Source organism: Alteromonas sp. MMG017, assembly GCF_018100795.1.
Taxonomy (GTDB): Bacteria; Pseudomonadota; Gammaproteobacteria; order Enterobacterales; family Alteromonadaceae; genus Alteromonas.
The window spans coordinates 52,071-75,586 of sequence record NZ_JAGJDY010000009.1 but is presented as its reverse complement, the minus strand read 5'-3'; the positions used below and the strand labels follow the sequence as shown (position 1 = coordinate 75,586).

26 protein-coding genes are annotated in these 23,516 nt (G+C 43.1%); 10 read left to right on the top strand and 16 right to left on the bottom strand.

The window, feature by feature from the left end; translation table 11 throughout:
* Nucleotides 1-67 precede the first annotated feature (67 nt).
* A complete protein-coding gene (locus J8L84_RS14660) occupies nucleotides 68-937 on the bottom strand; it encodes a DUF2989 domain-containing protein (RefSeq protein ID WP_247670802.1) in 870 nt (289 codons plus the stop codon).
* Nucleotides 938-1,084: 147 nt separating this feature from the next.
* Between J8L84_RS14660 and J8L84_RS14655 the strand changes: the two genes are divergently transcribed.
* The 7 genes from J8L84_RS14655 (at nucleotide 1,085) to J8L84_RS14625 (ending at nucleotide 9,615) form a co-directional block, all read left to right on the top strand.
* Nucleotides 1,085-2,530: a glyceraldehyde-3-phosphate dehydrogenase gene (locus J8L84_RS14655; RefSeq protein WP_211071330.1), complete on the top strand. Its 1,446-nt coding sequence runs from the start codon at nucleotides 1,085-1,087 to the stop codon at nucleotides 2,528-2,530.
* Between the two features lie 158 nt (nucleotides 2,531-2,688).
* The gene (locus J8L84_RS14650; protein ID WP_211071329.1) at nucleotides 2,689-3,819 is read left to right on the top strand and encodes a M14-type cytosolic carboxypeptidase; all 1,131 of its coding nucleotides are present in this window, start codon (nucleotides 2,689-2,691) and stop codon (nucleotides 3,817-3,819) included.
* Nucleotides 3,820-3,920: 101 nt separating this feature from the next.
* Nucleotides 3,921-5,579: an AGCS family amino acid carrier protein gene (locus J8L84_RS14645; protein ID WP_211071328.1), complete on the top strand. Its 1,659-nt coding sequence runs from the start codon at nucleotides 3,921-3,923 to the stop codon at nucleotides 5,577-5,579.
* 198 nt (nucleotides 5,580-5,777) lie between these two features.
* The gene (locus J8L84_RS14640; protein WP_013783656.1) at nucleotides 5,778-6,107 is read left to right on the top strand and encodes a zinc ribbon domain-containing protein; all 330 of its coding nucleotides are present in this window, start codon (nucleotides 5,778-5,780) and stop codon (nucleotides 6,105-6,107) included.
* On the top strand, nucleotides 6,104-6,397 hold the full coding sequence (locus J8L84_RS14635; protein WP_013783657.1) for a DUF1315 family protein: 294 nt from the start codon (nucleotides 6,104-6,106) through the stop codon (nucleotides 6,395-6,397). Before J8L84_RS14640 ends, J8L84_RS14635 begins: the two co-directional genes overlap by 4 nt.
* Complete coding sequence (locus tag J8L84_RS14630) at nucleotides 6,387-9,398, top strand: DUF349 domain-containing protein (protein WP_211071327.1); 3,012 nt, start codon at nucleotides 6,387-6,389, stop codon at nucleotides 9,396-9,398. Before J8L84_RS14635 ends, J8L84_RS14630 begins: the two co-directional genes overlap by 11 nt.
* 1 nt (nucleotide 9,399) lies before the next feature.
* On the top strand, nucleotides 9,400-9,615 hold the full coding sequence (locus J8L84_RS14625) for a hypothetical protein (RefSeq protein ID WP_061997703.1): 216 nt from the start codon (nucleotides 9,400-9,402) through the stop codon (nucleotides 9,613-9,615).
* Nucleotides 9,616-9,666: 51 nt separating this feature from the next.
* Here J8L84_RS14625 and J8L84_RS14620 read toward each other — a convergent pair whose 3' ends face one another.
* Both J8L84_RS14620 and J8L84_RS14615 read right to left on the bottom strand, forming a co-directional pair.
* On the bottom strand, nucleotides 9,667-9,861 hold the full coding sequence (locus tag J8L84_RS14620; protein ID WP_211071326.1) for a hypothetical protein: 195 nt from the start codon (nucleotides 9,859-9,861) through the stop codon (nucleotides 9,667-9,669).
* A gap of 63 nt (nucleotides 9,862-9,924) precedes the next feature.
* Nucleotides 9,925-10,101 (bottom strand): DUF1328 family protein, encoded by a 177-nt coding sequence (locus tag J8L84_RS14615; RefSeq protein ID WP_041452796.1) that lies wholly within the window; start codon nucleotides 10,099-10,101, stop codon nucleotides 9,925-9,927.
* 256 nt (nucleotides 10,102-10,357) lie between these two features.
* Here J8L84_RS14615 and yfbR point away from each other — a divergent pair, with 256 nt between their 5' ends.
* The gene (gene yfbR / locus J8L84_RS14610; RefSeq protein ID WP_211071325.1) at nucleotides 10,358-11,017 is read left to right on the top strand and encodes a 5'-deoxynucleotidase; all 660 of its coding nucleotides are present in this window, start codon (nucleotides 10,358-10,360) and stop codon (nucleotides 11,015-11,017) included.
* A gap of 73 nt (nucleotides 11,018-11,090) precedes the next feature.
* Here yfbR and J8L84_RS14605 read toward each other — a convergent pair whose 3' ends face one another.
* From J8L84_RS14605 to J8L84_RS14565, 9 genes are all read right to left on the bottom strand, one after another.
* The gene (locus tag J8L84_RS14605) at nucleotides 11,091-11,642 is read right to left on the bottom strand and encodes a hypothetical protein (protein ID WP_211071324.1); all 552 of its coding nucleotides are present in this window, start codon (nucleotides 11,640-11,642) and stop codon (nucleotides 11,091-11,093) included.
* A gap of 30 nt (nucleotides 11,643-11,672) precedes the next feature.
* Nucleotides 11,673-11,930, bottom strand: coding sequence for a hypothetical protein (locus J8L84_RS14600; protein WP_057791232.1), 258 nt, complete (start codon nucleotides 11,928-11,930; stop codon nucleotides 11,673-11,675).
* A 56-nt stretch (nucleotides 11,931-11,986) separates the two neighbouring features.
* Nucleotides 11,987-12,499, bottom strand: a complete 513-nt coding sequence (locus J8L84_RS14595) for a hypothetical protein (protein ID WP_211071323.1) — start codon at nucleotides 12,497-12,499, stop codon at nucleotides 11,987-11,989.
* Nucleotides 12,500-12,502: 3 nt separating this feature from the next.
* Nucleotides 12,503-12,820 (bottom strand): hypothetical protein, encoded by a 318-nt coding sequence (locus J8L84_RS14590; RefSeq protein WP_057791236.1) that lies wholly within the window; start codon nucleotides 12,818-12,820, stop codon nucleotides 12,503-12,505.
* 255 nt (nucleotides 12,821-13,075) lie between these two features.
* Nucleotides 13,076-15,061 carry a response regulator gene (locus tag J8L84_RS14585; RefSeq protein WP_211071322.1) on the bottom strand — a complete coding sequence of 662 codons (1,986 nt, stop codon included), beginning with the start codon at nucleotides 15,059-15,061 and terminating at the stop codon, nucleotides 13,076-13,078.
* Between the two features lie 159 nt (nucleotides 15,062-15,220).
* Nucleotides 15,221-15,673, bottom strand: a complete 453-nt coding sequence (locus J8L84_RS14580; protein WP_057791240.1) for a response regulator — start codon at nucleotides 15,671-15,673, stop codon at nucleotides 15,221-15,223.
* Entirely contained in the window at nucleotides 15,663-17,177 is a 1,515-nt protein-coding gene (locus tag J8L84_RS14575; RefSeq protein WP_211071321.1) for a sensor histidine kinase, read from the bottom strand. Before J8L84_RS14575 ends, J8L84_RS14580 begins: the two co-directional genes overlap by 11 nt.
* 4 nt (nucleotides 17,178-17,181) lie before the next feature.
* Nucleotides 17,182-17,406 carry a hypothetical protein gene (locus J8L84_RS14570; RefSeq protein WP_057791242.1) on the bottom strand — a complete coding sequence of 75 codons (225 nt, stop codon included), beginning with the start codon at nucleotides 17,404-17,406 and terminating at the stop codon, nucleotides 17,182-17,184.
* 18 nt (nucleotides 17,407-17,424) lie between these two features.
* The gene (locus J8L84_RS14565; protein ID WP_126873401.1) at nucleotides 17,425-18,756 is read right to left on the bottom strand and encodes a sigma-54 dependent transcriptional regulator; all 1,332 of its coding nucleotides are present in this window, start codon (nucleotides 18,754-18,756) and stop codon (nucleotides 17,425-17,427) included.
* 578 nt (nucleotides 18,757-19,334) lie between these two features.
* On the opposite strand from J8L84_RS14565, the gene J8L84_RS14560 reads away from it, so the two are divergent.
* Nucleotides 19,335-19,940: an exopolysaccharide biosynthesis protein gene (locus J8L84_RS14560; RefSeq protein ID WP_211071320.1), complete on the top strand. Its 606-nt coding sequence runs from the start codon at nucleotides 19,335-19,337 to the stop codon at nucleotides 19,938-19,940.
* A gap of 149 nt (nucleotides 19,941-20,089) precedes the next feature.
* Here the strand turns inward: J8L84_RS14560 and J8L84_RS14555 are convergent, their stop codons facing one another.
* Both J8L84_RS14555 and J8L84_RS14550 read right to left on the bottom strand, forming a co-directional pair.
* Nucleotides 20,090-21,025: a LysR family transcriptional regulator gene (locus tag J8L84_RS14555; RefSeq protein ID WP_211071319.1), complete on the bottom strand. Its 936-nt coding sequence runs from the start codon at nucleotides 21,023-21,025 to the stop codon at nucleotides 20,090-20,092.
* Nucleotides 21,026-21,097: 72 nt separating this feature from the next.
* Nucleotides 21,098-21,448 (bottom strand): rhodanese-like domain-containing protein, encoded by a 351-nt coding sequence (locus J8L84_RS14550; RefSeq protein WP_211071318.1) that lies wholly within the window; start codon nucleotides 21,446-21,448, stop codon nucleotides 21,098-21,100.
* A gap of 188 nt (nucleotides 21,449-21,636) precedes the next feature.
* Here J8L84_RS14550 and J8L84_RS14545 point away from each other — a divergent pair, with 188 nt between their 5' ends.
* Nucleotides 21,637-21,972 carry a metalloregulator ArsR/SmtB family transcription factor gene (locus tag J8L84_RS14545; RefSeq protein WP_172602883.1) on the top strand — a complete coding sequence of 112 codons (336 nt, stop codon included), beginning with the start codon at nucleotides 21,637-21,639 and terminating at the stop codon, nucleotides 21,970-21,972.
* 70 nt (nucleotides 21,973-22,042) lie between these two features.
* On the opposite strand, the gene J8L84_RS14540 is transcribed toward J8L84_RS14545, so the two are convergent.
* Together J8L84_RS14540 and J8L84_RS14535 are read right to left on the bottom strand one after the other, a co-directional pair.
* Nucleotides 22,043-22,786, bottom strand: a complete 744-nt coding sequence (locus tag J8L84_RS14540) for a PRC-barrel domain-containing protein (protein ID WP_211071317.1) — start codon at nucleotides 22,784-22,786, stop codon at nucleotides 22,043-22,045.
* A 269-nt stretch (nucleotides 22,787-23,055) separates the two neighbouring features.
* Nucleotides 23,056-23,415 (bottom strand): DUF413 domain-containing protein, encoded by a 360-nt coding sequence (locus tag J8L84_RS14535; protein ID WP_057791253.1) that lies wholly within the window; start codon nucleotides 23,413-23,415, stop codon nucleotides 23,056-23,058.
* Nucleotides 23,416-23,516 lie beyond the last annotated feature (101 nt).

Sequence of the window (23,516 nt, the reverse complement as noted above, 5' to 3'; positions counted from 1 at the left end):
TATTTGGCGGATTTTTTCTTTTTTTAACACTTATTTTATACGAAAAAAATGTAATTCATTTTCATTATCACAGCCTATTTAGCTTAAGTGCACTTGCATCGAACTGGCTATTATCAAGAGCAGAGACTATTTCACTCACTACGCTGTCTAAAATATCAATCGGTAAATTAAACTTTTGACCGATTGATTCCCGTCTAGCTGAGGGGATTTTTTCGTCAAAGTATTCACTTACGCCTAGCCATACATAAGCCATTCTGTAGTTTTCTTTATCCATGCCTAACGACACCAATGAGAGGTAAACCGCACTGTCTATATCATCTGCATCCTTGTATAGGCTTAGCGCTTTATACAAGGTATCGATAGTGCGCTCAGGATCGGTTTTAATTTGCGCCGAGGCCAAAGAGATGAGCAATTCTGGATCTTTAACTTTGTTACTCGCGGCATAGCGCTCAAACCGGTGAAATGCCTCTTTATCATTGTGACGAGACCAATGGTAGTAAGAAAGGTAAGGGTCGAGGGAACGTTTCGTTTCACGGGCTAATCGAGCAAGTTCGCGTTGAGCAGTCATTACTCCCTTAAGGCGGGTGGCTTCTTTGCCTTTACGTTTCACGTGTTCAATATGCTGAACTTCTTCCACACACACTAAGTAATCTTCAAATGCTAATAATAATGGGTATTTGAATGCTTCTGAGGTGTCTGCTTGGTGGTTGTATCTCAACCTTATAATATCAGCACGTTCATGACGACAACGTGCATCTAGGCTCAAATCTAAACACATCTCACTGTGGGTTTCGCAAATTTCACTAATAGTCGGTTCGAACCAATCGCTACATCCAGACAACATGACGGTCAACGATAGCGTGGCAATAACATTTTTATAACCTGTTGGAAAATTACTAAATAAAGTGCCTAGAACTGGCGAATTTTGTGATTTCATGAAATTTATCAACAATTTGGTCATCCTTGTTTGTTTCTTTAAGATACTGCTCGTCACCGTCAGACGAAATCTTCACCTAGTGTACCCTAAAATATTAAAAAACTGACGTGTCACATACCGTTAATTTACGTCGATAAAGGCAAAAACATGAACCAACAGTTTGAGCAGGAATTACAAAGCAGCTGGCAAGAGCGTCAGGAATACGCGGAAATGATGTTGCCCCTTATCGGTAAACTATACCGAAATAGCGCAGTAGAAATTTCAGTTTATGGCCGCTCTTTATTAAATGCCAGTGCGACTGATGTGATAAAAGCGCATCGCAAAGTACGCTTGCACGAGGGAGTAAAATTGCGACTTCGGGAGAGTTTCCCAATTTTACTCGCGCTAAGCGAAATGCAGATTGCCCCTGCTCAAATTGATATTGGTAAATTGGCCTTCGACTTTAATTACGGTTCGGCGGTAGACAACGACGACTTAAATGCATTTTTAAGTGAGAAGTTAGGCGACGTTATTGATAAAGAGGACGATCAGAAGCCTCAAGACGTTGTACTTTATGGCTTTGGTCGTATAGGTCGTTTATTAGCGCGTTTGCTAATAGAACGCCAAGGTAAAAACAACAAACTACGTCTACGTGCCATTGTGGTGCGTGGCGGGCGCGATGGCGATTTAGAAAAACGTGCTAGCTTGCTTCGCCGCGACTCAGTGCACGGGCCATTTAATGGCAGTATCTCTATTGATCATGAACGTAATGCATTAAAAGCAAATGGCTCATTTATTCAAGTGATTTACGCAAACAGTCCAGACGAGGTTGATTACACACAATACGGTATCGACAACGCGATTATTGTTGATAATACCGGTATTTGGCGTGACCGCGATGGTTTAGGTTTACACCTTAAAGCGAAAGGTGCGTCTAAAACCGTACTAACGGCACCAGGTAAAGGCGATATTAAAAACATCGTTCATGGGGTTAACCATGAAGAGATTACGCCAGACGATACCATTCTTTCAGCAGCAAGTTGTACTACCAATGCGATTACGCCTGTGCTTAAAGCGTTGGATGAAGAATACGGCATTGAAGACGGTCATGTTGAAACCGTGCATTCATACACCAATGATCAAAACCTCATTGATAACTATCACAAGGGTGACAGACGTGGTCGCAGTGCGCCGCTTAATATGGTTATTACCGAAACGGGTGCAGCGAAAGCGGTATCGAAAGCTTACCCTAAGCTTGCTGGCAAGCTAACCGGTAACGCTATTCGGGTGCCTACGCCGAATGTATCATTGGCTATTTTGAACCTTAACTTAACGAAAGGCACAGATAGAGTAGCAGTGAATGAATTCTTACGGGATGCTGCACTCTTTTCTACCTTGCAACACCAAATTGATTACACGGCCAGTAAAGAGATTGTGTCTACCGACTTAGTGGGCTCTCGAGCAGCGTCAGTGGTCGATTCCCAGGCGACGATTGTAGCCGATAAACGCCTTACGCTTTATGTTTGGTACGACAATGAGTTTGGTTATAGCTGTCAGGTAATGCGTGTTATCCGTGATATGGCAGGACAAAGCTTCCCAACATTGCCGCTTTAATATTCAATTTGAATAAAAAACCGACCACCTAGGGTCGGTTTTTTATTTGTGTAAACAAAACCGTGCCTTCAAGTGGCATAAATAGCGCATTGGCACATGGTATTTGTGTTGCTGACTATGCTAAATTACCGCTCAAATAAAGAGGGAAACGACAGTTTATGCATATTTCTAGTCTATTCGACAGCGGTAATATTGAGGTGCTAAGCGCACAATCACCTGAAGACATTCGTCTTGCTATACCTAAAGATAATCAATCTGAATTTGCTCAATGGTTTCACTTTCGCTTAGTTGGCGAGTCGTTTGTTACCCATACAATGACTATTACTGACCTGGCAAAGTCAGCTTATCCAGATGGTTGGAAAGGCTACAATGTGCTTGCGTCATACGATCGCCAAACCTGGTTTCGTATTCCCAGCGAGTTTGACGGCGATAACCTCACATTCTCACTTACCCTCGAACAGCCTAGCGTTTATTTTGCTTACTTCATCCCTTATAGCTACGAAAGGCATCTTGACCTAGTGCACGATGCGCAGATGTCATTGCTATGTGAACATCGCTTTCTAGGTTTAACCCTAGATGGTCGCGATATGTCTATGCTAGTGATTGGTGAAGAGACACCGAATAAGAAAAAAGTGTGGGTTACCGCCAGACAGCATCCAGGTGAAACCATGGCCGAGTGGTGTGCAGAAGGGCTCATTTACCGTTTGCTTGATGAGCAAGACGGACTGGCGCGACAATTGCTGGATAACGCTGTGTTCTACGTCGTCCCTAACATGAATCCTGATGGTAGCGCACGCGGTCATTTACGTACCAACGCGGTAGGCACCAATTTAAACCGTGAGTGGGCAACGCCTAGTGCAGATAAAAGCCCCGAAGTGCTTTATGTGATGGACGCAATGGAAAAAATTGGCGTAAATATGTTTGTCGATTTGCACGGTGATGAAGCATTGCCGTACAATTTTGTGGCAGGCTGTGAAGGTAACCCAAGTTACTCTGACGAAATCAAAGCGTTAGAGGACACCTTTAAAGATGCATTGTTAAATGCAACGCCAGAGTTCCAAGACGAATTTGGATACGACAAAGACGCGCCAGGTGAGGGGAACCTAACCGTGGCAGCCAATGCAGTAGGTGAGAAGTTTAACTGCATGTCTTACACCGTTGAAATGCCGTTTAAGGACAACGCAGATGTACCAGATGAAATTTATGGCTGGTCTGTTCAGCGCAGCAGACAGCTTGGCGAGGATTTACTTATTGCCGTAAATGCCGTAGTAAAGAAGTTAAATGGTTAATACGTTAAATTAGCATCACAAAAAAGCCCCTTTTCAACGGGGCTTTATTAATAAATACAATAATAGAAATCATAACAACAAGATAATAAAGGGGTGATACCTTGGAAGGGTTATATAGTTTTCTCGTCATACTGGATGGTTTTTTAGGCGGCGCAGGGTGGTTTCCTTACGTATTGCTAGGTGTAGGTTTGTTCTTCACTATCTACCTTAAATTTCCTCAAATTCGTTTTTTCAAACACGCATGGCAAGTGGTAACTGGGAAGTTCGACAAAGAGAGCGATCCAGGTGATACCACCCATTTCCGCGCACTGACTACCGCGTTATCAGGTACGGTTGGTACCGGTAATATCAGTGGTGTGGCGTTCGCCATATTCTTAGGTGGTCCCGCCGCTTTGTTCTGGATGTGGGTAACTGCCTTTTTAGGTATGACTACGAAATTCGTTGAGGTAACCCTTTCTCACAAATACCGTGTGAAAACCGAAGATGGCACCATGGCGGGTGGTCCCATGTACTACATGGACAGACGCTTAAACATGAAATGGTTAGCGGTGGCGTTTGCTATTGCCACTGTAGTGAGTTCATTCGGAACAGGTAACTTGCCGCAGAGTAACGGTATTGCGCAAAGTATCGAAGCCACGTTTGGTTTTGAGCCTTGGGCAGTAGGTAGCGTGCTAGGTATTTTACTTGCGCTTGTTATCCTTGGTGGTATTCAACGCATTGCTGCCTTTACTGCGCGAGTCGTGCCGGTAATGGCGGTTATTTACCTTATTGGTGCGTTAGCGGTAATTTTTGCCAACATCGAAAATATTATTCCGTCATTCACGTCAGTAATCAAAGATGCGTTCACAGGGTCAGCAGCTGCGGGGGGCTTCTTAGGGGCGTCACTTGCGTATGCTTTTAACCGTGGTGTGAACCGTGGTTTGTTCTCGAACGAAGCGGGTCAAGGTTCTGCGCCAATTGCTCATGCTGCGGCGAAAACCAAAGAGCCAGCGTCTGAAGGTATGGTGTCGCTACTTGAACCTTTCATCGATACTATCATTATCTGTACGGTGACTGGTTTGGTTATCTTGTCTTCTGGTGTATGGAAGGAGAAGCATGAAAACGTATTCGACCGTTCAGACATGTTCTTCGTTCAAGGCCAATATGATGACAGCGATCAGGCCGATGTCGATAAACTTTACGGTTACCTGAACGATGTAGAAGGTAACGAGATAAAAGCGTACACAGGTAGCATCACGGTAGTAAACGGCACTGCGGTTAGCGATGGCTTCACCTTGTTAAATTCACGCTCAGTTGCTGAAGATGTTAAATACAACATTGGTAGCGAAGACTTGTTTACCGGTACGCTTAAAATCGAAGAGGGTAAACCCGTACGAGACAACCTAGAAGTAAGCGGTAAATCATTGGTGCACTCTGCTGCACTAACGACCATTGCCTTTACACGCGGATATTTCGGTAACTTCGGCCAATACATAGTGTCTATTGGGCTTATGCTGTTTGCGTTCTCAACCGCGATTGCGTGGTCGTATTACGGTGACAGGGCGATGACTTACTTGCTCGGCCCCCGCTCGGTAATGCCATATCGTGTTATTTACGTAGCTGGCTTTGTATGGGCAGCCTTTTCTGATACCACATTGGTATGGGCACTGTCGGCAGTGGCCATTGTAGTAATGACTTTACCTAACCTATTTGGTATTGTGCTGCTCAGTAAAGAAATGAAAGAAACCGTTAATGATTACTGGTCTAGACACAAAAAATAATCGTTAGTGTGAATGTGGTGTGCAAGCCAACGTGGTAGCCTTTTAAATTTGGCTTTCACACCACAATTTCAATTAAATTATATTAATGCTCATCTGCCTTTGAATAGGCTTTGCAATACGCATTTCAATACGTAAAATACTCACCTCTAAAACCAATGCTACCTGGTTATTTCCGCATCATTCCTACAGGAGCAAACTATGGCACTCGTTGACTGCCCATCGTGCAATAAAAAGACGTCTGACAAAGCAAAAATATGCCCGCATTGTGATTTCAAAATAGGCGATGCTTCCTCAGAAGATATTGAACGTAAGAAAAATCTACAAAAATTCAAAAAGTTACAGAGCATTCAAAATCAATCGCTTATTGCCATGATTATATTTGTGGCGGGATTCGGTTTTATGTATTGGGGCGGAACAAGACCCGGCGACTTGCAACATAATCTCGCTATTGTAGCCAGTATTGCAGGCTTCGTGTGGTATCTTGTCAACCGCGTAAGAATTGTACTTATTAAACGATTCCGTTCATGAATATAGAAGTATTACTAAATAGTATGACGCCAGAGGTGTACGAACGCCTGCGTCAATCGGTGGAAACCGGTAAATGGCTTGATGGAACACCGTTAAGTGAAGATCAGAAAGCCAGCTGTATGCAAGCAGTTATGCTGTATCAAGCAAAAATTGAGAAATCGTCGGAACATATGACGGTAAATGAAAGCGGCGAAATAGTGCATAAAAGTAAATCAGATTTTAAACGTGCACTTTCCAAGCAAGAAGATGATAACAACACTATAGCGCGGTTTAAACAGGATGATATTTAGTCGGTTCTTTGCTCCTTCTCACACCAGTCAGAATCCCGAAAAAAGACTGGAAGCCATTCAAAACCTGTCGCCGGAAAAGCCTACAGACAAAACAATTTTACACGAATTGGCATTTAACGATGCCAATGCTGATGTCAGCCTTGCAGCCCTAAGCAAATTAAATACTTTTGTATTGTGGCTTAAAATGTCACAAAGCGCGCAACATGCGAAAGTGAAAAAAATTGCTGAACGCACCGTTGAAGCCGCATTGATGGGGCAGGGTGATGTCAATATAAACGCGAATGAAAAAGCTTCATTCTTGCGCGAAAGTGCCAATGGTGAATTAATTCAGACCGTGTTGGTTAATGACGCAAAGTTGTTGGCAGACCAAAGCTTAGTAATGACATTGCTTCACAAAGTCGATAAGCCTGCTTTTACTCAAACCATTTTTCTTCAACATGCAGATAACGCACTGCAACAGGCTATTTTAGCCACAATTGAAGATAGTAGTGTGCTACAAAAGCTGGAAAAGAAATGCCGAGATAATGCTATTTACGGCGCTATCGTTGCAAAGCTTCAGCAATTAAAAGCGCAAGCTGAAAAGCCTATTGAGTTAATGCGACGTGTTACTTTATGTTTGTCTAAGTACCAAGCGCTGGTAGATAAATCAGACGTTGAAGATATTGATAAGCGCCAAGCTGAATTGTTAGCTGAATATAACGACTTAATGTTAGATGCATCGATATTAAGTACAGAAGAAAAGACCGCTGTAGACGCTAAGTTCGCCCGTATTAGCGAAAAAGTAACACGTCACTTATCGCGTATTCGACCTGAATGGGAAGCGCAAAAAGCGGCAAAAGAAAAAGCTGAGATAGAAGCCCTTTGCAAGCAGCACTTATCGCATGCCACCACGCAAGTTAATTGGCTTTATGGTGAGCGTTTATGCGAGGCTACCCTTGCTGATGTAGCGGTGGTTAATGAATCGGTACGCGCGTTAGAAGTAAGCGCAGAACACATGGCTTCATTAGGTGGCAGCAACAAACTGCTAGACGAAGTTCGTGCTGGCATAGCGGCATTAAACAACAGTTTAGAAGCCTTTTCGATGCAGCAGCAGTACGGTCAAAAACTTCTGATTTGTTTGTCTCAAGTAGAATCTCTTGCAGAAGAATCCCTTGCAGAAGAGTCTTTTGCAGAAGAGTCTGAGCAGCAGGCGGCAGGTACGCCTACTGAACCAGCAACAAGTGCCCAAGACGCTAAAGAAAAAGGCGAAACAGAACAAACGACTGACGTGTTAGAAGCTGCAAGCACTGATGCAACTGAAAGAGCCTCTGTTGAAGGCGAAGCTGTTCAAGCCAAAGTCGGTCAAGCCAAAGCCGATAAAGACAGCAACGTTAGCCAGAAAGCGCCAGAATCGATTGAGGCTGAATTTAAAGCCTTAAGTGAAAAGTATCACGATTTACGCAATGAACTCATTGCAGTACCAAGCGCCCTTAATAAGCGCTGGCATGCAGCTTCCCGTGTTTTCAGTCAGAAAAAACAAGCTAAAAAAGCAGAGGTAGACCACGCGCTTCGCCAGTGTAGAAAACAAATCAGTGTGGTTGATAACTTGATTGCCCAAGGTAAATACCGCGCGGCTATTACCAAGTTTGAAAAGCTATCTGCAAGCTTCGAATCTGTGCCTGAGAATGTGAAAAAACAATTGGCTAAGCGTTTTGAGAAAACCGCTGAAGATATTGCTCACCTTGAAGGCTGGCAAGATTATATCGCGGCGCCTAGAAAACCTGCGCTGGTAGAAGAAGCGCAGGCATTAGCGGCAACCCCTGTTGAAGATATTAAACAGCGCGGTGAAGCTATTCGTTATTTACGACAGCAGTGGCTTTCGTTAGGCGCTGGCAGCGACGATGACACGCTACAGCGTGCTTTCGATGCGGCATTAGAACTTGCATTTCAACCGTGTCGCGAACATTACGCAGCATTAGATGCCGAGCGTGAGAAAGCGCTTAAAGCTCGTCAGGCATTAATTGAGCAAGTTGCCGCCATCGATTTGTCACAAGACGAAGCGGTGTTAGCTAAAGTGTTAGATAGAACCGTTAAACAATGGCACGAATGTGGCCAAGTTGAAAAGCGTGATTACGAGTCGTTAAAGCAACGTTGGAATAAAACCATTAGCCCGCTGCAAACGAAAGTGAACCAGTGGCATGGGATGAATAAAAAAGCGAAGCAGGAACTCGTTGCTAAAGCATCAGCGCTGTCAGCACAAGAGGATATTGCTAGTGCCACTGAAACAGCGCAGCAGTTGCAACACGATTGGAAAGCCATAGGCCATGCCGGTAAGCGTGATGAAAGCCGATTGTGGCGTGAGTTCCGCCTAGCAAATGATGCATTGTTTGGACGCTTAAAAGAGCAGCGTAAGGCACAGTCATCTGCATTTAATGAAACCTTTAATACCCTTTTTACTCAATTAAATGCTATTGACTCGGAATCTGATGAATCGGCGATTGCTACTTCAATTCAGGATATTGAAACACGTGCGAAAGATTTGCCTGGTGCAATGCGTGCAAAACTCGATAAGAAAATAACCGGTATTCAAAAGCAGCAGCAAACACGCGCTCAGCAGCGCCACGTTCGTAAAGTACAACAGCGGGCTCAATCGGTTATTTCAGTGTTAAGTGAAAGTTTGCGGGCAGGCGACTTTACTAGTATCAGTGATGATGACGCTGACCTGCTAGGAAAGCGTTGGAAGTCTGCGCTGTCTAAACCTACACCTGTGCAACAAAGTCGTCATTGGCTAACCGTTGCGTTGGAAGCCGCTACTGATATACCCAGCCCCCAGAGCGATAACAGTATGCGAACCAATGTACAGCTAACCATGATGACGGCGAAACTTGAGAAAGGCGAGAGCCTATCTCCTGCGCAGTTGTTGGAAGATTGGATTGCGCATGGGAAAGTTGATGACCAAGAAACGCATTTACTTGAACGAGTAGTGAATGTATTGGATAACAATCCAGAGGTGGTTGCTTAAAATGAAAAGCCAAGTTGAATTTGGTTTTGCCAGTGAGATGACGGCATATCGTTTTATCAACACGGTTAAACATATGGATGTTGATTCACTTGTCGTGAAGTTTGGACGCAGTGATCGTCACGTGTTGGTATCTTACCGTTACGCGGTAGCTGAGTTTGATAGAACGTTATCAGAGTTAGACGATTTAGCGCGAGAGCTTGGCGGGGAAGAAGTATAAAAAAAAGCTGATGGACAAAGTCCATCAGCTTTTTTCATGATAAAGCGTGAATTAACAATCTTTATCTTCGGCGTTTGCGCCTTCTTTAACATCTTCACAAGCATCTTCTACTGCGTTGCCTGCATCTGTTACAATTTCGTCTAGCTCTTCGCCTGCATCTTCTGCGTTGTTATCGCCGCATGCGGCAAGTGTTAGTGCGAATGTACCAGCTGCTAAAAGTTTTAATAATGATTTCTGTGAGATCATGTCCGTTCTCCTGTTTCCTAAAAGTATCTTAAAAATTTAAAAATATCTAAAAGCGTAATAAATTTATGCTCGTGGTGACCGACCGCGTAAGGCATTCGCGACTAGTGAAATGACTAGTAAGGCGATGAACACAAAAAATAAAAATTGTGCGATACCTGTTGCTGCACCTGCGATGCCGCCAAAACCAAAAACTGCTGCAATAATGGCGATAATGAAAAAAGTAATTGCCCAACCTAACATAGCTAAATCCTCTTTTTGCTCCGTTACTGACATAGATACTAATGCGAACTCTGTGCCTAAATGTTAAGTTTATGATTTAATAAGTTTTATTTTTTATTTGTGCTACTTTAGGCTAGTAATTTCTTTGTGGGATAAACAAGGTTTACAGAGCATTTGCACTTTTTACATAGCTAAGGCAGGTAGGAAGCAAAGAAGCATTCACGATTTGCAGATGCTACTATCACTTTTTAACTCTCGTTATACTAAAGGGCGCGAAATGGCAAAAACTCACTCCGCATTTATAGGTTTAATGCAACGGGCAAGAAATGTGAAACGATGGCCTTTAATGGCACAGTTTCAAGAGGAGATGTTGTCTACACACATCTACGAAGCCTCTATGGTAGCGCATATGCTAGGCGCAATAGCCGCGGATGTGTTTAACGAAGATGTCGACCCTGACCGAGTTGCTGCTATGGCTATATTTCATGAAGGTAGCGAAATTGCGGGTATGAGTGATATTCCAAGCCCTGTGAAATATCACGACCCTGAAACTACTGCTGCTATTAAGAAGCTCGAGCGCAGGTTTGAGGCTATGCTGATACAAACCTTGCCTGAGCCGCTACAGAAGCGTTACCAGCCTTTAATAGAACAAGATAAAGATGACATTCACGTGCGACTTGCTAAGGCGGCTGATGTTTTATGTGCGTATCTTAAGTGTGATTATGAGTTGTCGAAATCCAACTCAGAATTTTCAAATGCTATGTATGAAATGGAAGTGCAATTGCAACAGTACCGAGAACGATTTCAGTCAGTAGAATATTTCTGTAAAGTTTTCTTAGAAGATGCCAATGCGACGTTAGATGAACAAACGAAAGATCTGGATTGGGTCGAACGTGCTAATACATTACATTTAGACTCCGAAAAAAGTAATAAATAGTAATGCATGTTGACAATAGAACGACCGCCGGATGGCGGTCGTTTAACTACACAATATTTGTTAGCTGAAACGCTTATTTCGCGTTGTCAGCCTGATTTGCCAAAATTTCCTGAACAGACATCACGTTTTTCCCTAAACTACCTTGGGTACTGCTCATTCTTACAAGAATAGAGAAGTAGACATCGTTTATCTGTGTCTGCGTCACCGTATTTTGCCCCTGACCCGGCACAGGCTGTGCCACCTCGGTACATCCTGACATAGTGCATTGCTGATTGGTGGCAAACGGTTGGGACTCATCGGTATTGTGGGTTACTGCCCTGGCCATGACGGGCTTTTTATCAACATCGGTTTTGACAATAGCCAACCATTCATAATTGTGTTTTTTAGCAAGTTCAGCGGCTCTGCGCAGAGCAAATTGCTGAATAACATCCGCAGGTGTGCGATCTGTTGCTTTAAATAATACTCGATATTCATTGTCGGTTAGTTGAACGCTAGAGTACCCGTAACCTTCTTTAGTGACTGCTGATTTATAAGGTGTTGGTGAGGCGATAGGGGTGGTGGTGCAAGCGGTAACAAATAAACTGCATGCTAAAGCCGCTATTTTCATTTTTGTTGGTAGGCGCATGGTAATTCCTAGTATTAATTGTAGTGACTATTATTTTAGGAACGAAAGTGCGGTGGTGCGCACAAAGGTCATAATAGCTTGATTTCTTTTGCTCTTGGGGGCGTCAGTTTTTATGCCCTTGTAAGCCCCTGCAGCAACAATACCCAATAATACTTCAGGTTTGCCCATTAGCAGTCGACAGTCTCGCTTTGCCTCTTCAAGTGATTCTTCAGCGTGATGTTTTTGGGCTAGGTAATTATGCTGGCACTGCCTAATGTCCTCCAAGTTCTTTTTCAGAAAAATATTCATGATAAGTGCTCCTTAGTTTTACACAGACGGACGGCAATCCCGTAATTAGTTTGCTGCTATTTGGTTAAAGACTGCATTAACGTACTAAGCCGCTTTATATTGATAAAGCGGAATGCACTTTGCGCATGCATAAATGCGATAACACTCAATACACTGTTAACCAGTAACAATATAACCATAATAAGTAATGCCGGCATGCCAGCATGGTGCATCGCTAACCCAATACATGAATTGAGCAAAATCCAGCAAAAACCTCCTAACGCAAATGCGGTAAGTGCGCCAAATATGCTGACAAAAATAGATTTGGTAATGAGTTGAAGTTCAGCGTTAACCAAGTCGATTAAGGCATAACCTTGATATTTTTTCTGCGTGAAAAGCGCTTTAAAAGAAGAAAGCGCCTCTTCAAAAGCAATGTCTGGGGGAATGTCGTTAGACGACTCGGATGAAGCGCCGTTTATACGTTGCTGGTGAATGCGAAATGTCGCCTGACTTCTCGGAGAAGTCAGACGAAACGGATTTTCGCTGCTCAGCGTGTATGTGGCACTACGAAAATCTGGTAAAGGCTGCATGCTTTATTTCTTGCGAAATAGTGAAGTAACTAACATACCTGCTGCGAAGGCCATACCAGCAGTTGCTAATGGGTTCTCGATAGCATACTTACGTACACCAGAGGCTTGCCATTTTTGCTCAGCTAAACGTTTTCGTTCAGACATATTGTCCGCAGAACGGCTTGCCGTGTTACGAATGTTGTCCTCAGCTACGGCCGCACTATCAGCCAGTTTATCAACTGACGAATGAAGTGTTTCTTTTAACTGATCCGTGACTGGGTGACTAGGCTCGGTTACGCTATTCACTTTCGCTGTTTTTGGCGTAGTAGTTTGTGTTGCCATAGTACTCTCCTTAAGTTTGCTAGATTGCACATAGAGAGTTGCAACGCTTATACCAACATGGAAAAATATTTAAGCTCTTGTTTTATATGTCTTTTATTTCTTGGTGAGTTTTAAGGGTTATTCTTAAGTTGAATTTAACGTAAGAGTTGCAAGGTAGGCCGTGTAATAATTTCGTAATCGGTGAGCATCTAACAAATAACGCGGAGGGAAAGTTAGCTACTTGTAGTAGCTAACTGATTCATGTGATGTGTTTTTTTAAGACACCACACTAATTAAATCTTCTTTACTAACAGGCTTTAGAAGTGACTGACTCACGCCTAAATGCTTCATAGTATCTTTATCCGGCTCGTTGCCACTCACAATAACCAGTTTCGCTTTGGGTTGAATTTGATTCAACTCGGCGGCTAGGTCATATCCATGGTAATCAGGAAGCGTTAAATCCATCAATACATGGTCAAATACTACTTCGTTCATACGCTCGATAGCATCCGCGCCCGTATTTGCCGTAATAACATCATGCCCTTGATGAACCAAAAATAATTGCAATAACTCAGCCGCATCCTCATCGTCTTCTATTACTAATACTTTCTTTGAGGTTGGTTGAGGTTGAGTGCATTGGGTGACTGTTTTAACGGTTTCTATTTTCGACACGGCTGGTCCTTGAGAGCGCACCAAATATTGGTCGAGCACTTCAGTAAGCGCTGCTCGCTCAATAGGTTTACCAATAACATTATTAAATCCGTCATCCATTAAAGACTGTTTTAATCCTTTACGGCTAGCGGCTGTGACGGCCACAACAGGTACGTTGCTCTTGTGTCGCCTAATTGCATGAAGCGCTTCAATGCCATTCATTACAGGCATATGAATATCCATCAAAACTAAATGAAAAGGGTCGTTATCTTCTTCGGCTTGTAGTACTGCCTCTAACGCTTTAACCCCGTTTTCAGCATAAGCTACAGTAGCGTGACATTGACTGACTAAATGACCAGTTAAACGGCGAATCTCGCGGATATCATCAACAATTAGTACTTTGCCGGTGACTTGTAAATCCAAATTGTTCGATTCTGTTTTGCTAGGTGGCTTAAGCGTAAGATGAGCGCGACTTTGCTCACTAATATCACCAGGGTCGATGGAAAATGAAAATCGACTGCCTTTGCCAAACACGGAATCAACACTAATGCTACCACCTAGCTTAGTGACAAGCTCACGGCTTATCGCTAAACCTAATCCAGCTCCGCCATGGTTCGCGCGCATAATATCTTCGATTTGTTCGAAAGGTTGAAAAATTTTATCTAGCTTATCTGGTGGCATGCCAATACCAGTATCTTCAACAATAAAGTGTAATCGCTCATTCGTTTTGCCAGGCGCGGGTGGACGAATCTCTACTGTGACGGTAATTTTTCCGGTATCGGTAAATTTTACGGCATTGCTGACTAAGTTGATTAACACCTGGCGCAAACGGGTAGGGTCAGTTTTAACCACTTCTGGAATCTTGGTTTCTGCAATAACGTCGAAAATAAGATCTTTATCTTTGGCGGCCAATCGCATCAATGAGTGAATATCAGTGAGGAAAGGGCTTAAATGTACCTCTTTGATATTAAGCTCAAGTTTGTCTGCCATAATGCGAGACATGTCCAACAAATCATTTAACAGGCTTAGTAAATGTTTTCCGTTGGAATGAATAATAGAAAGCTCTTGCGCGAGAGGATCATTACCTTTGTCGTCTAATAGTAGTTCTGTATAACCTAGAATAGACGTAAGCGGGGTGCGAAGTTCGTGACCTAAGTGGGCCAAAAACTTATCTTTCGCTTTATTTTGCTGTTCAACTTTATGTCTTTCTAATCGTTCGTTTTCTATCTCTCGTCGAACCATGGCGTAACGAATGGTTCGCATGAAACGTGGCGACTCAATTTCTGTTTTTTGTAGGTAATCGGCTGCACCTGCTCGCATTACCAATTCGTCAACTTGAGAGTCTGACTGACCAGTTAGAATAACAACAGGAAGGTTGAACTGATTCGATTTTAGTACTTCCAACACATCTACTGCATTTTCAGCACCTAGCAAATAATCGAGTAAGCACAAGTCGAAATTTCGACGCTGTAACGCGTCTATGGCGTCAGCACTGTTGGTTACCCAGGTAAGCTGGAAACGGGGTTCTTCACATTGAAGTAAATAATCCGATGTTAGGAAATAATCATCTTCGTCATCTTCAATCAGTAAAACCCGGATAACTTCGGTCACTGTGCGCTCCATAAAACATTTAGCCGTAAAACTTAGCGCTGAATACCCAGCACTTTAAAACATTACGGCCCTAATAATTAGCGCCGTACAACTTGAGTAACACTTTATTGAGCCCATCAATATTGACTCATAACACGTTAAATCGGATGAAAAGGGCGATTAATCGTGGGGCAATTCTACAAACTCAATCCAGTAGCGACCTAGCGCGCGCATAAGCTCGACAAGTCCCTCGAAATTCACAGGTTTGGTGATATAGGAAGCACAGCCTAAATCGTATCCGCGAAGCATGTCTTCTTCTTCTTTGGAGGTAGTAAGAATGACTACTGGGATCCCACGTAGTTTAGGGTCAGTTTTCAATTCTTGCAGCGCTTCTCTGCCGTCTTTACGTGGCATGTTAAGGTCTAACAGAATTAAGCTAGGGCGGGGGAATTTGCTGGCATCTGTGTATTTGCCTTCATGACGTAAAAATTCAAGTAATTCCACGCCATCTTCAACACAAAATAAGTTGTTTAACACACGGCTTTCTTTCAGTGCGTCCACGGTTAATAGACGATCGTCCTCATCGTCATCTGCCATAAGGATATTAATTGGTTGGGTTTGTTTACGCGTCATGTGTGGTATCTCCATTATTATTTAGAGAGCCAAAAGGCTCGCTGTTTGTTGGCAGAAGGATAGTAAAGGTTGCGCCTTCACCTGGCGAGCTTTTTGCCGAAATTTGACCATTGTGTCGTTCAACAATGCGTCGGCATACCGCTAGGCCAATCCCTGTTCCTTTGTATTCGCTTCGTCCGTGCAAGCGTTGGAACGGGGCAAAAATCTTTTCTGCAAAACTTTGTTCAAAGCCAATACCGTTGTCTGAGATTTGGATTTTAATCCAGTCATACTCGTCAGCTAACAATATGTCTTTCATATCAGCTTCACTTGGTGGTATCGCCGTAATTTCAATAAGGGGTTCTTTGTCGGCGGTTTGAAATTTTAGCGCGTTAGACAGCAAGTTTAGAAACAGCTGATCAATTTGTGATTTGTCTGCGCGAATAGTCGGAATGTCCTGCACAATCACTTTGGCGCCTTTTTCTTCAATAGCTATTTCTAAGTCGCCTAACACGCCATCGATAACCTCACTAACGTTTACCTGTTCAAAATCTTTACCCCGTGTAGACACGCGAGAAAAAGACAAAAGATCAGATATCAACATAGACATACGCTCTGCCGCATTAAGCATACGGGCGAGAAAGTCTTGCCCACGTTCGTCCATTACATCTTTATAGCCCGAGTCTAATCGATTACCAAAGGCGCGAATTTTCCGAAGTGGCTCTTGCAGATCGTGAGACGCTACAAAAGCAAAATCCTCGAGTTCTCGGTTACTGCGGGCTAACTCATCTGAATAAATACGTAATTCTTGGGTTCGTTCTGAAATTTTATGCTCTAGGTCTTCATTAACATCTACAAGCGTATCTTTGTGTTTTTCATTTTCTCGAATGTTGGCTTTTAACAACAAGAAAATCGAGATAATAAGAAACAGGGTGGTACCTGAAGAAATTAATAAAGTATTCACTGAGTCACGTCTTAGCTTCATTAAACTGGCTAAGTGCGTACCTTGAATATCCCTTTCAGAGGAATCGATGCGCTCGAACATATTTTCGAAGTCGTTGTATAAATCTAGACCTCTGTCACTTTCAAGCAACGTGAAGGCTTGCTCTATATCACCTACTCTTACTAGCTCTACAATTCGCACCATACCGTTAATTTTAACGCGAGTAAGGGCGAGTAGCTTTTCTATCCGCTCTGATTGTTCCGGCAAATCAGACGCCAAAGCACTCACTTCAACTTCATCAGCAAGGGCAGTGAAGTTATTCAGTGTTTGTGTGTACTCCTCCAGATAAGCTTCATCTTCAGTAAGAAGGAAACCACGTTGCCCTGATTCGGCGCGCAAAACGGCCACGTGCAGCTTGTTTACCGCACTTATTACGCGACTGGTGGTAAACAAGCGCGCTTCTAGGGCCGATAAGTCATCAAGGGTTTGCACTACATAAAATGAATTCGCAGTGATAATAGCAATCACGAATACCACCATGATTACCCAGCTGTATAGCGAAGACAAAACTTTGTTTAGCATTACATCAATCCAATAATGTGTCGCCAAAATCTGAAGTCATTTCAGAAAGGGAGTCACTGCAGTCTTTAGCACTGGAAATTATTTTATCCAATGCTGCCATCGCTTTTTGGGCGGGAACTTCACCATTAAGCGCCATTTTTACCAATTCAGCTTGCATCGAAATGCGATTCAGCGGTTTGCGTGCATCGTGTACATAGGTGCTCAATCGGGCAAACTCATCTTCAGTCATAACTTTTGTCCTGCTTTACTAGTCTTCTTTGACCAAATCGCCATACGCGTGAAGTCGGTTGTATAGGGTCTTGGTACTTATGCCCAGCATGTCAGCGGCCATGGTTTTATTCCCATTAACCTTCTCAAGCGTGGCATAAATAAGTTCTTTTTCAACATCTTCAATAGTACGTCCTGCTTGAAGTGCTGGTGCTGTGCTTTGTTTTTTAGCAAAAGGCGATTCAATCGTTTTAGGAAGCTCTATGACCTGTTTTGTCGGGTCGCTCATAATGGCAGCACGATGAACAAAGTGGCGTAATTCACGAACATTACCTGGCCAATCGTAGGCTTGTAATGTGTTTAGCTGACTTTCTTGCCAACTAAATTTAGAGCCATTATCTTTATTAAACTCTTCAATAAAGGTTTTTGCTAATAAAGGAATATCTTCTTTGCGTTCGCGCAAAGTGGGTATGGTGATTGGAAACACCGCAAGTCTGAAATAGATATCTTCACGCAGCACTTTGCTTTGTGCTATTTCTTCCATGGTTCGGTTGGTCGCTGACACTACGCGGCAGTTAACCGGAATAGTTTTAGTACCGCCAACACGGATAACCACTTTGTTTTCCAATACGCGCAGTAAGTTTGGCTGCATGTCGATAGGCATTTCAGTGATTTCATCTAAGAACAAACATCCGCCCTCAGCTTGTTCGAAAACACCTTCTTTACGGCCAACAGCGCCTGTAAATGCGCCTTTCTCGTGGCCAAATAATTCACTACCAATCAATTCTTTTGAAAAGGCACCACAGTTAGTCACTACGTAAGGGCCTTCACTTTGTGAAGCGCGGTGAATGGCGGCTGCAACTACCTCTTTACCTACACCACTTTCGCCAAGTAGCATAACGTTCGCGCTTGTTCTGCTTACTCTTTCAATTAATTTGTAGAGTTCTCTCATTGGCGCAGATTCGCCAATAAGCAAGTCGAAATGCTTTTCGATTTTTTCGCTGGTATCTTCAGCAACTTTAGGTTTCCCCGTTAATACTGCTTCAATGTCTTCACGTTGAATAGGCTTAACAAGGTAATCAATATTGGGGCCGCATAAACCTTTAATGACACCCTTTACCGATGGGTGTCCGGTAATAAGGGTAATGCGTGGACGTTTGGGAAGTGCGTTAAGTTCATCGAACAAGTGTGCACCGCTGCCATCAGGCAACATGAAGTCAAGTAATATATGATCAAAGGTTTCTTTCTTTAACCAGTCTCTCGCTTCACCTAATGTGGCAGCAGTTAGGACTTCGTGACCGAGAAACTCAATAATAGTGCAGGCCACCTCGGTAAACTCGGCATCATCATCTACAAGCAAAACAGTTAACACTTGAATATCCCTTTTTTATTGACCAACCACTTCCTGATAGCTTGTCTCAGCACATTGGGTGGGTAAGTTGACCAGATTTTATAATTATTTGTGCATTATTACATTCAAACGTAGACGTTGTCGCATTCATACTCAACTTTGGTTGAATAAGGCAGCAATATCTTGGGGCTGACCTCAAGATGCGATCCTCGCATCATGTAAAAGAGGGCTAGCTAAATATAATCCACACACTGACATATCTTTAGCTGATAAAGCACATATTGTGCCGATTGCTACCAGAAAAGCGCAAATTTGAACGCTGACCCACTTCAGTGGCACAGTTATCGCATTATTAATCTCATAGTAGCTTTGTAACCGAACGCAAAAATTCAGCGCTTGTGCGTATTTTTCTGAAAAATTTATCTCAGATTTTTACTTACGGGTCAGCGCAAAATATAAGCGTTATGTACGGTGATACTACTGAATTAATTTAATTTTTGATGGAATACCCAAAGCGTATTGCGCTTCGCTATCACCCAAGACGCATAGGTTTCAATGGAAATTAGGCATAAGCCTTAAGCCATAAATAGGGAATAAAAATGTTTGAGGAAACTGGCGCAAGGTCAATGACACTTTATGAGTTGTTGGGCAAGATGCAGCCCAAAAACACCACCGACGTCATGGCGTTTTCCGAGTTCTGGAATGCCATGGAAAAGAGGGGGTTTGGACCTATGTTGGCTTTGCCTGCGTTTATTGCAGCAACCCCCATAGGTGCCATTCCTGGTGTACCTACCATAACCGGTGTGACAATTTTACTTATCGCAATGCAAATTTTACTCGGTCGCCGTCATCCGTGGCTTCCTGCTACCATTATGAAAATTGAAATGGACGCTGATCGAATTGAATTTTTGGTTAATAAAATGAAACCTGTGGCGGTGCGATGTGACCGATTCTTAATGCCACGGTGGTTTTTTATGCGCCAGCCTGTGTTTCGCTCATTGATTGCGCTTAGCTGTGCGGCGTGTGGATTGTTGATGGTGCCACTAGAATTAGTACCCTTTATGGGGTTAATACCGGCGTTTGCGGTATTGATTATGGCTATAGGTATGGCAACGGATGACGGCGCTGTAGCACTCTTTGGGCTATCCATTGCTCTATTTGGTTTCTTGTATGGCGGCCAACAGATAGCATTAGGGATTGGGTAACTTAAGCATTGGGTAAACTAAGCGCTGGCTAAACTTAATATCGGGCAAATTAGATATTCGTTAGATACCCGAGTTCTTGCTTTTTAGGCTTTGCGTTAACTACAGCTTAGCTATAACACTCTGCTTTAATTAAACTGCCACAGCTTATGCTATCGATGCAGAGACTCTATGCATTGATCAAGCATGCCATCAGCAGAGGGAAGCTGCATCGATTGATATCTAAGTTCACCGATAAAGCTTCTTGCTGCGGGCCCAAGGCCGTCACCATCTTCAAATGTGAGATAAAGCATAGCGCGACGCAATCCACTGTTGCTATCAATAGGAAGCGGAAGCAACAGCCCTTCTTCTAGTTCTTTTTTAATGATAGCGATAGGGAGCCAAGCAAACCCAAGCCCTTGAGAAATCATATCTACCGAGGTTCTAATATGGCTCACCGTCCAGCGCTGCTCGGCGCCAAGCCAACCTGCATCAACTTTACGTTCAGCCGATGAATCTCTTACTACTATTTGACGATGCGACTTTAGATCTTCTAACGTTAACGCGCGGTCAAGTGCGTGCAGAGGATGATCGACATGTGCCACCGCGGCAAAGTCTATCTCGCATAAATCTTCACTGAATCCGCCGGGGTAGGGGAAAGGTGAAATCGCGATATCGACATTACCACTATCAAGTAGGGAGTTTGCCCCGCTTAATACGGTTTCTTCAATTTCGATACGTAGCAGCGGGAATTCTTCAGACACTTTGCTCAGTACGTTATAGAGTAAGTCTGATGGAAAAATAATATCAACGGCGATACGAAGAAGAGTTTCAGTTCCCGCTTGTAAACTAGCCGCTACCGCCTCTAACTTTTGAGCTTCATTTAAAACGAACGCTGCTCGACGATACATCAACTCCCCTTGAGGAGACAGTTTTACCTTGCGTCCACTGTTTTCGAACAACACAACGCCAATGGCATTTTCTAATTTTTGAACCGCGTGATGCACACTAGACTGGCTTTTGTGAACCAATGCGGCAGCTTGATTGAAGCCTCCAGCATCTACCACAGCTTTAAACATGCGCCATTGTTCTAACGTAGATTTTAACATCGCGAGCTCTAATTGATTATTCTGTCACTGTATAGAGCGGTTATACCACAAGCGGCCAGAGGCTGTCAGCGCTTATACGTCGGTGGCTTGCTTAATATCGCCTATTGAACAGGTTACCACGCTCACATTGTCATACCCCATGTTCATTAGCTGTTCGGCTGCCAATTTAGCGCGAATGCCCGAGGCGCAATGAATATAGATTGGAAACTTAGCATCTTTACATTTTTCGATAACTTTCATTTCGAGCACGCCACGAGGAATATTTAATGCGGCTTCTACAGGGCTAGATGCAGCCTCGGCGGGCTCACGAACATCAAGTAATAAACCATGATTAGAAGATATTTCCTGCATCGCTTCTTTAGCCGTAATACAACGCAGCGGGAAAGGGATATTAGCGAGTCTAGTAGTGATATCAATTAACATTAAAACACCTTGAAAAATAATGATGAGTTTACTATATAAGGAAATTGCTATGTTTTCTAGCACGTATTTTCATTATATATTTTATAAAAAAATGACATTGAGTTTTGGCGTTCGCCGCTATAGTAGTATACTTTAGTATAAGAAGGCGGGTTGGTAGCTCGTCTACGTAAATTTAAAAGTGAGTTGTTATGACTGATAATCTAGCCGTTGATAATCTATCTGTAGATACGAGCGAAATGGCTCAATATACAATGGAAGCTGAGCTTTATCTAAAGCAGTTGGCGAATAAAACCCGTTTAATGGTTTTATGCTCTTTAGTGGACAAAGAGCTATCTGTAACCCAAATGTTAGACCATGTAGACGTTTCTCAGCCTGTGATTTCACAACATTTGGCCCTATTAAGAGAATCTAAGATGGTGGCCACACGCCGGGACGGACAAACCATTTACTATCGACTAGCCGACGAAAGAGTGAAGCAAACCATTGGTCTGCTCCACAAGTTTTTTTGCGCTCAGAACGATTAACCTTAGTTGACGTAAATCTAACTTACTCAAAGGCAGTTAATCGCTCTTGCTCAAATGCTACTCGACTTAGCTAGACAAGCTTCGCATTCGCTATCAACGCCTCTACGTATGCAATATCACCCAACTTATCAAGGTCAACTTCCGGTCTAGCCATCAATCCCTCGTGGGTGAGGTTGACCGAGACATTATGAGAAGACCAATCGATACTTTTGATGTCTGAGGGCAGTACCGCCAGCTTTTTACCACCCGGTAACCAGTTGTTTGTATCTACCACTAACAACTGAATTTTCCAGCCATCAGTATCAAACACAAAATCGCTAATATGCCCAACGTTGTCGTCTTGGGTTGCCACTTCGTAGCCACTAACCTCGCCACAAGCTCTTAAGTGATTCTCAGGTTTATTATCTAACTCTTCTTTACCCATGGCTGCTAGCTCAGGATCGGCTAGTTCATTTGGGTGAGCGAAATCGCCCCACGCGCCAGGGCCAATCCAGTAATAGCCATAACCAAAGTAACGAAACAGCGTTTCTTCGAACTCTCTTGAAACTGGTTTGTGCTCGTCAATTGATGGGCTGTTTTTAAGCGTGTCTGCCGTCATGGAAACGTCAACGGTTTCTTCTTCCTGATCAACACGGGTCACCGAGATAGGTGAGATCACCACTTTCCTGCTAAGGGGAAGCCACGTATTCGTATCGGCAACTACGTATCTAACAACGAAATCTTTATCGTCGAAAAGTATATCTCGTACGCCGCCTATGTCCTTATCGGTAGCATGAATTGAAAAATGTTTAATCTGTTTATATGACACCATCATCGCTGCGCCTCCTTTGCCTTCAGGCTTGGGTAATTCATTAGATATTGTTCTACTATTTTCCAACAGCGTGGTTTGCGTAAAATAGCAATTTCACAATGCTAAGTTATTAATATAGAACCATCTGTTTGAACATTACAAATATGCAAAGATTTGTTCGGGCACAATCTAGATATGGATCAACAAACAGAAGAATAGCGAGGGAAATATCACAAATATAGGCAACCAGCCCGATTTGCTCCGGGCTGGTTGTTAGTAGGTCGAATGCAAAATTAGGCTACATCGAATGCTTCATCGCTGTAATCTTCATCGTAATCCGATTGGTTACTCGCAGCGCTGCTATGCAATGTGTAGAAGTGTTTCTTGCCTCGAGATAAGCGTACGTACTTGGCCCAAGTGCGCTCTAGAGCGTTTTCAGCTTCCACTTTACCACTAATAAAGTCTAGAAAATGACGCTCATCATCTGTCTCTGGTGATAGCTCCCCGCATTCTAGTGCCAGTAGGGTCTTTCCATAACCGGTTAGTATATCTGCTTCACCAATACTGAAGTCGCCAGATTTTCGAAAGCCATAAGGAAATTTTTGTCTGTCTATAAAAGGTTTTTGAGAAACGCGAATTGATAAATTTTTCATGGTTGTACCCAGCATTGAGTTGTCTTCAAGCGAACTTTTAAGACAAAAGAATCAGAACATAAAACAAAACATTTTTTTCTTCTCAATAAAAAATTTTGTTG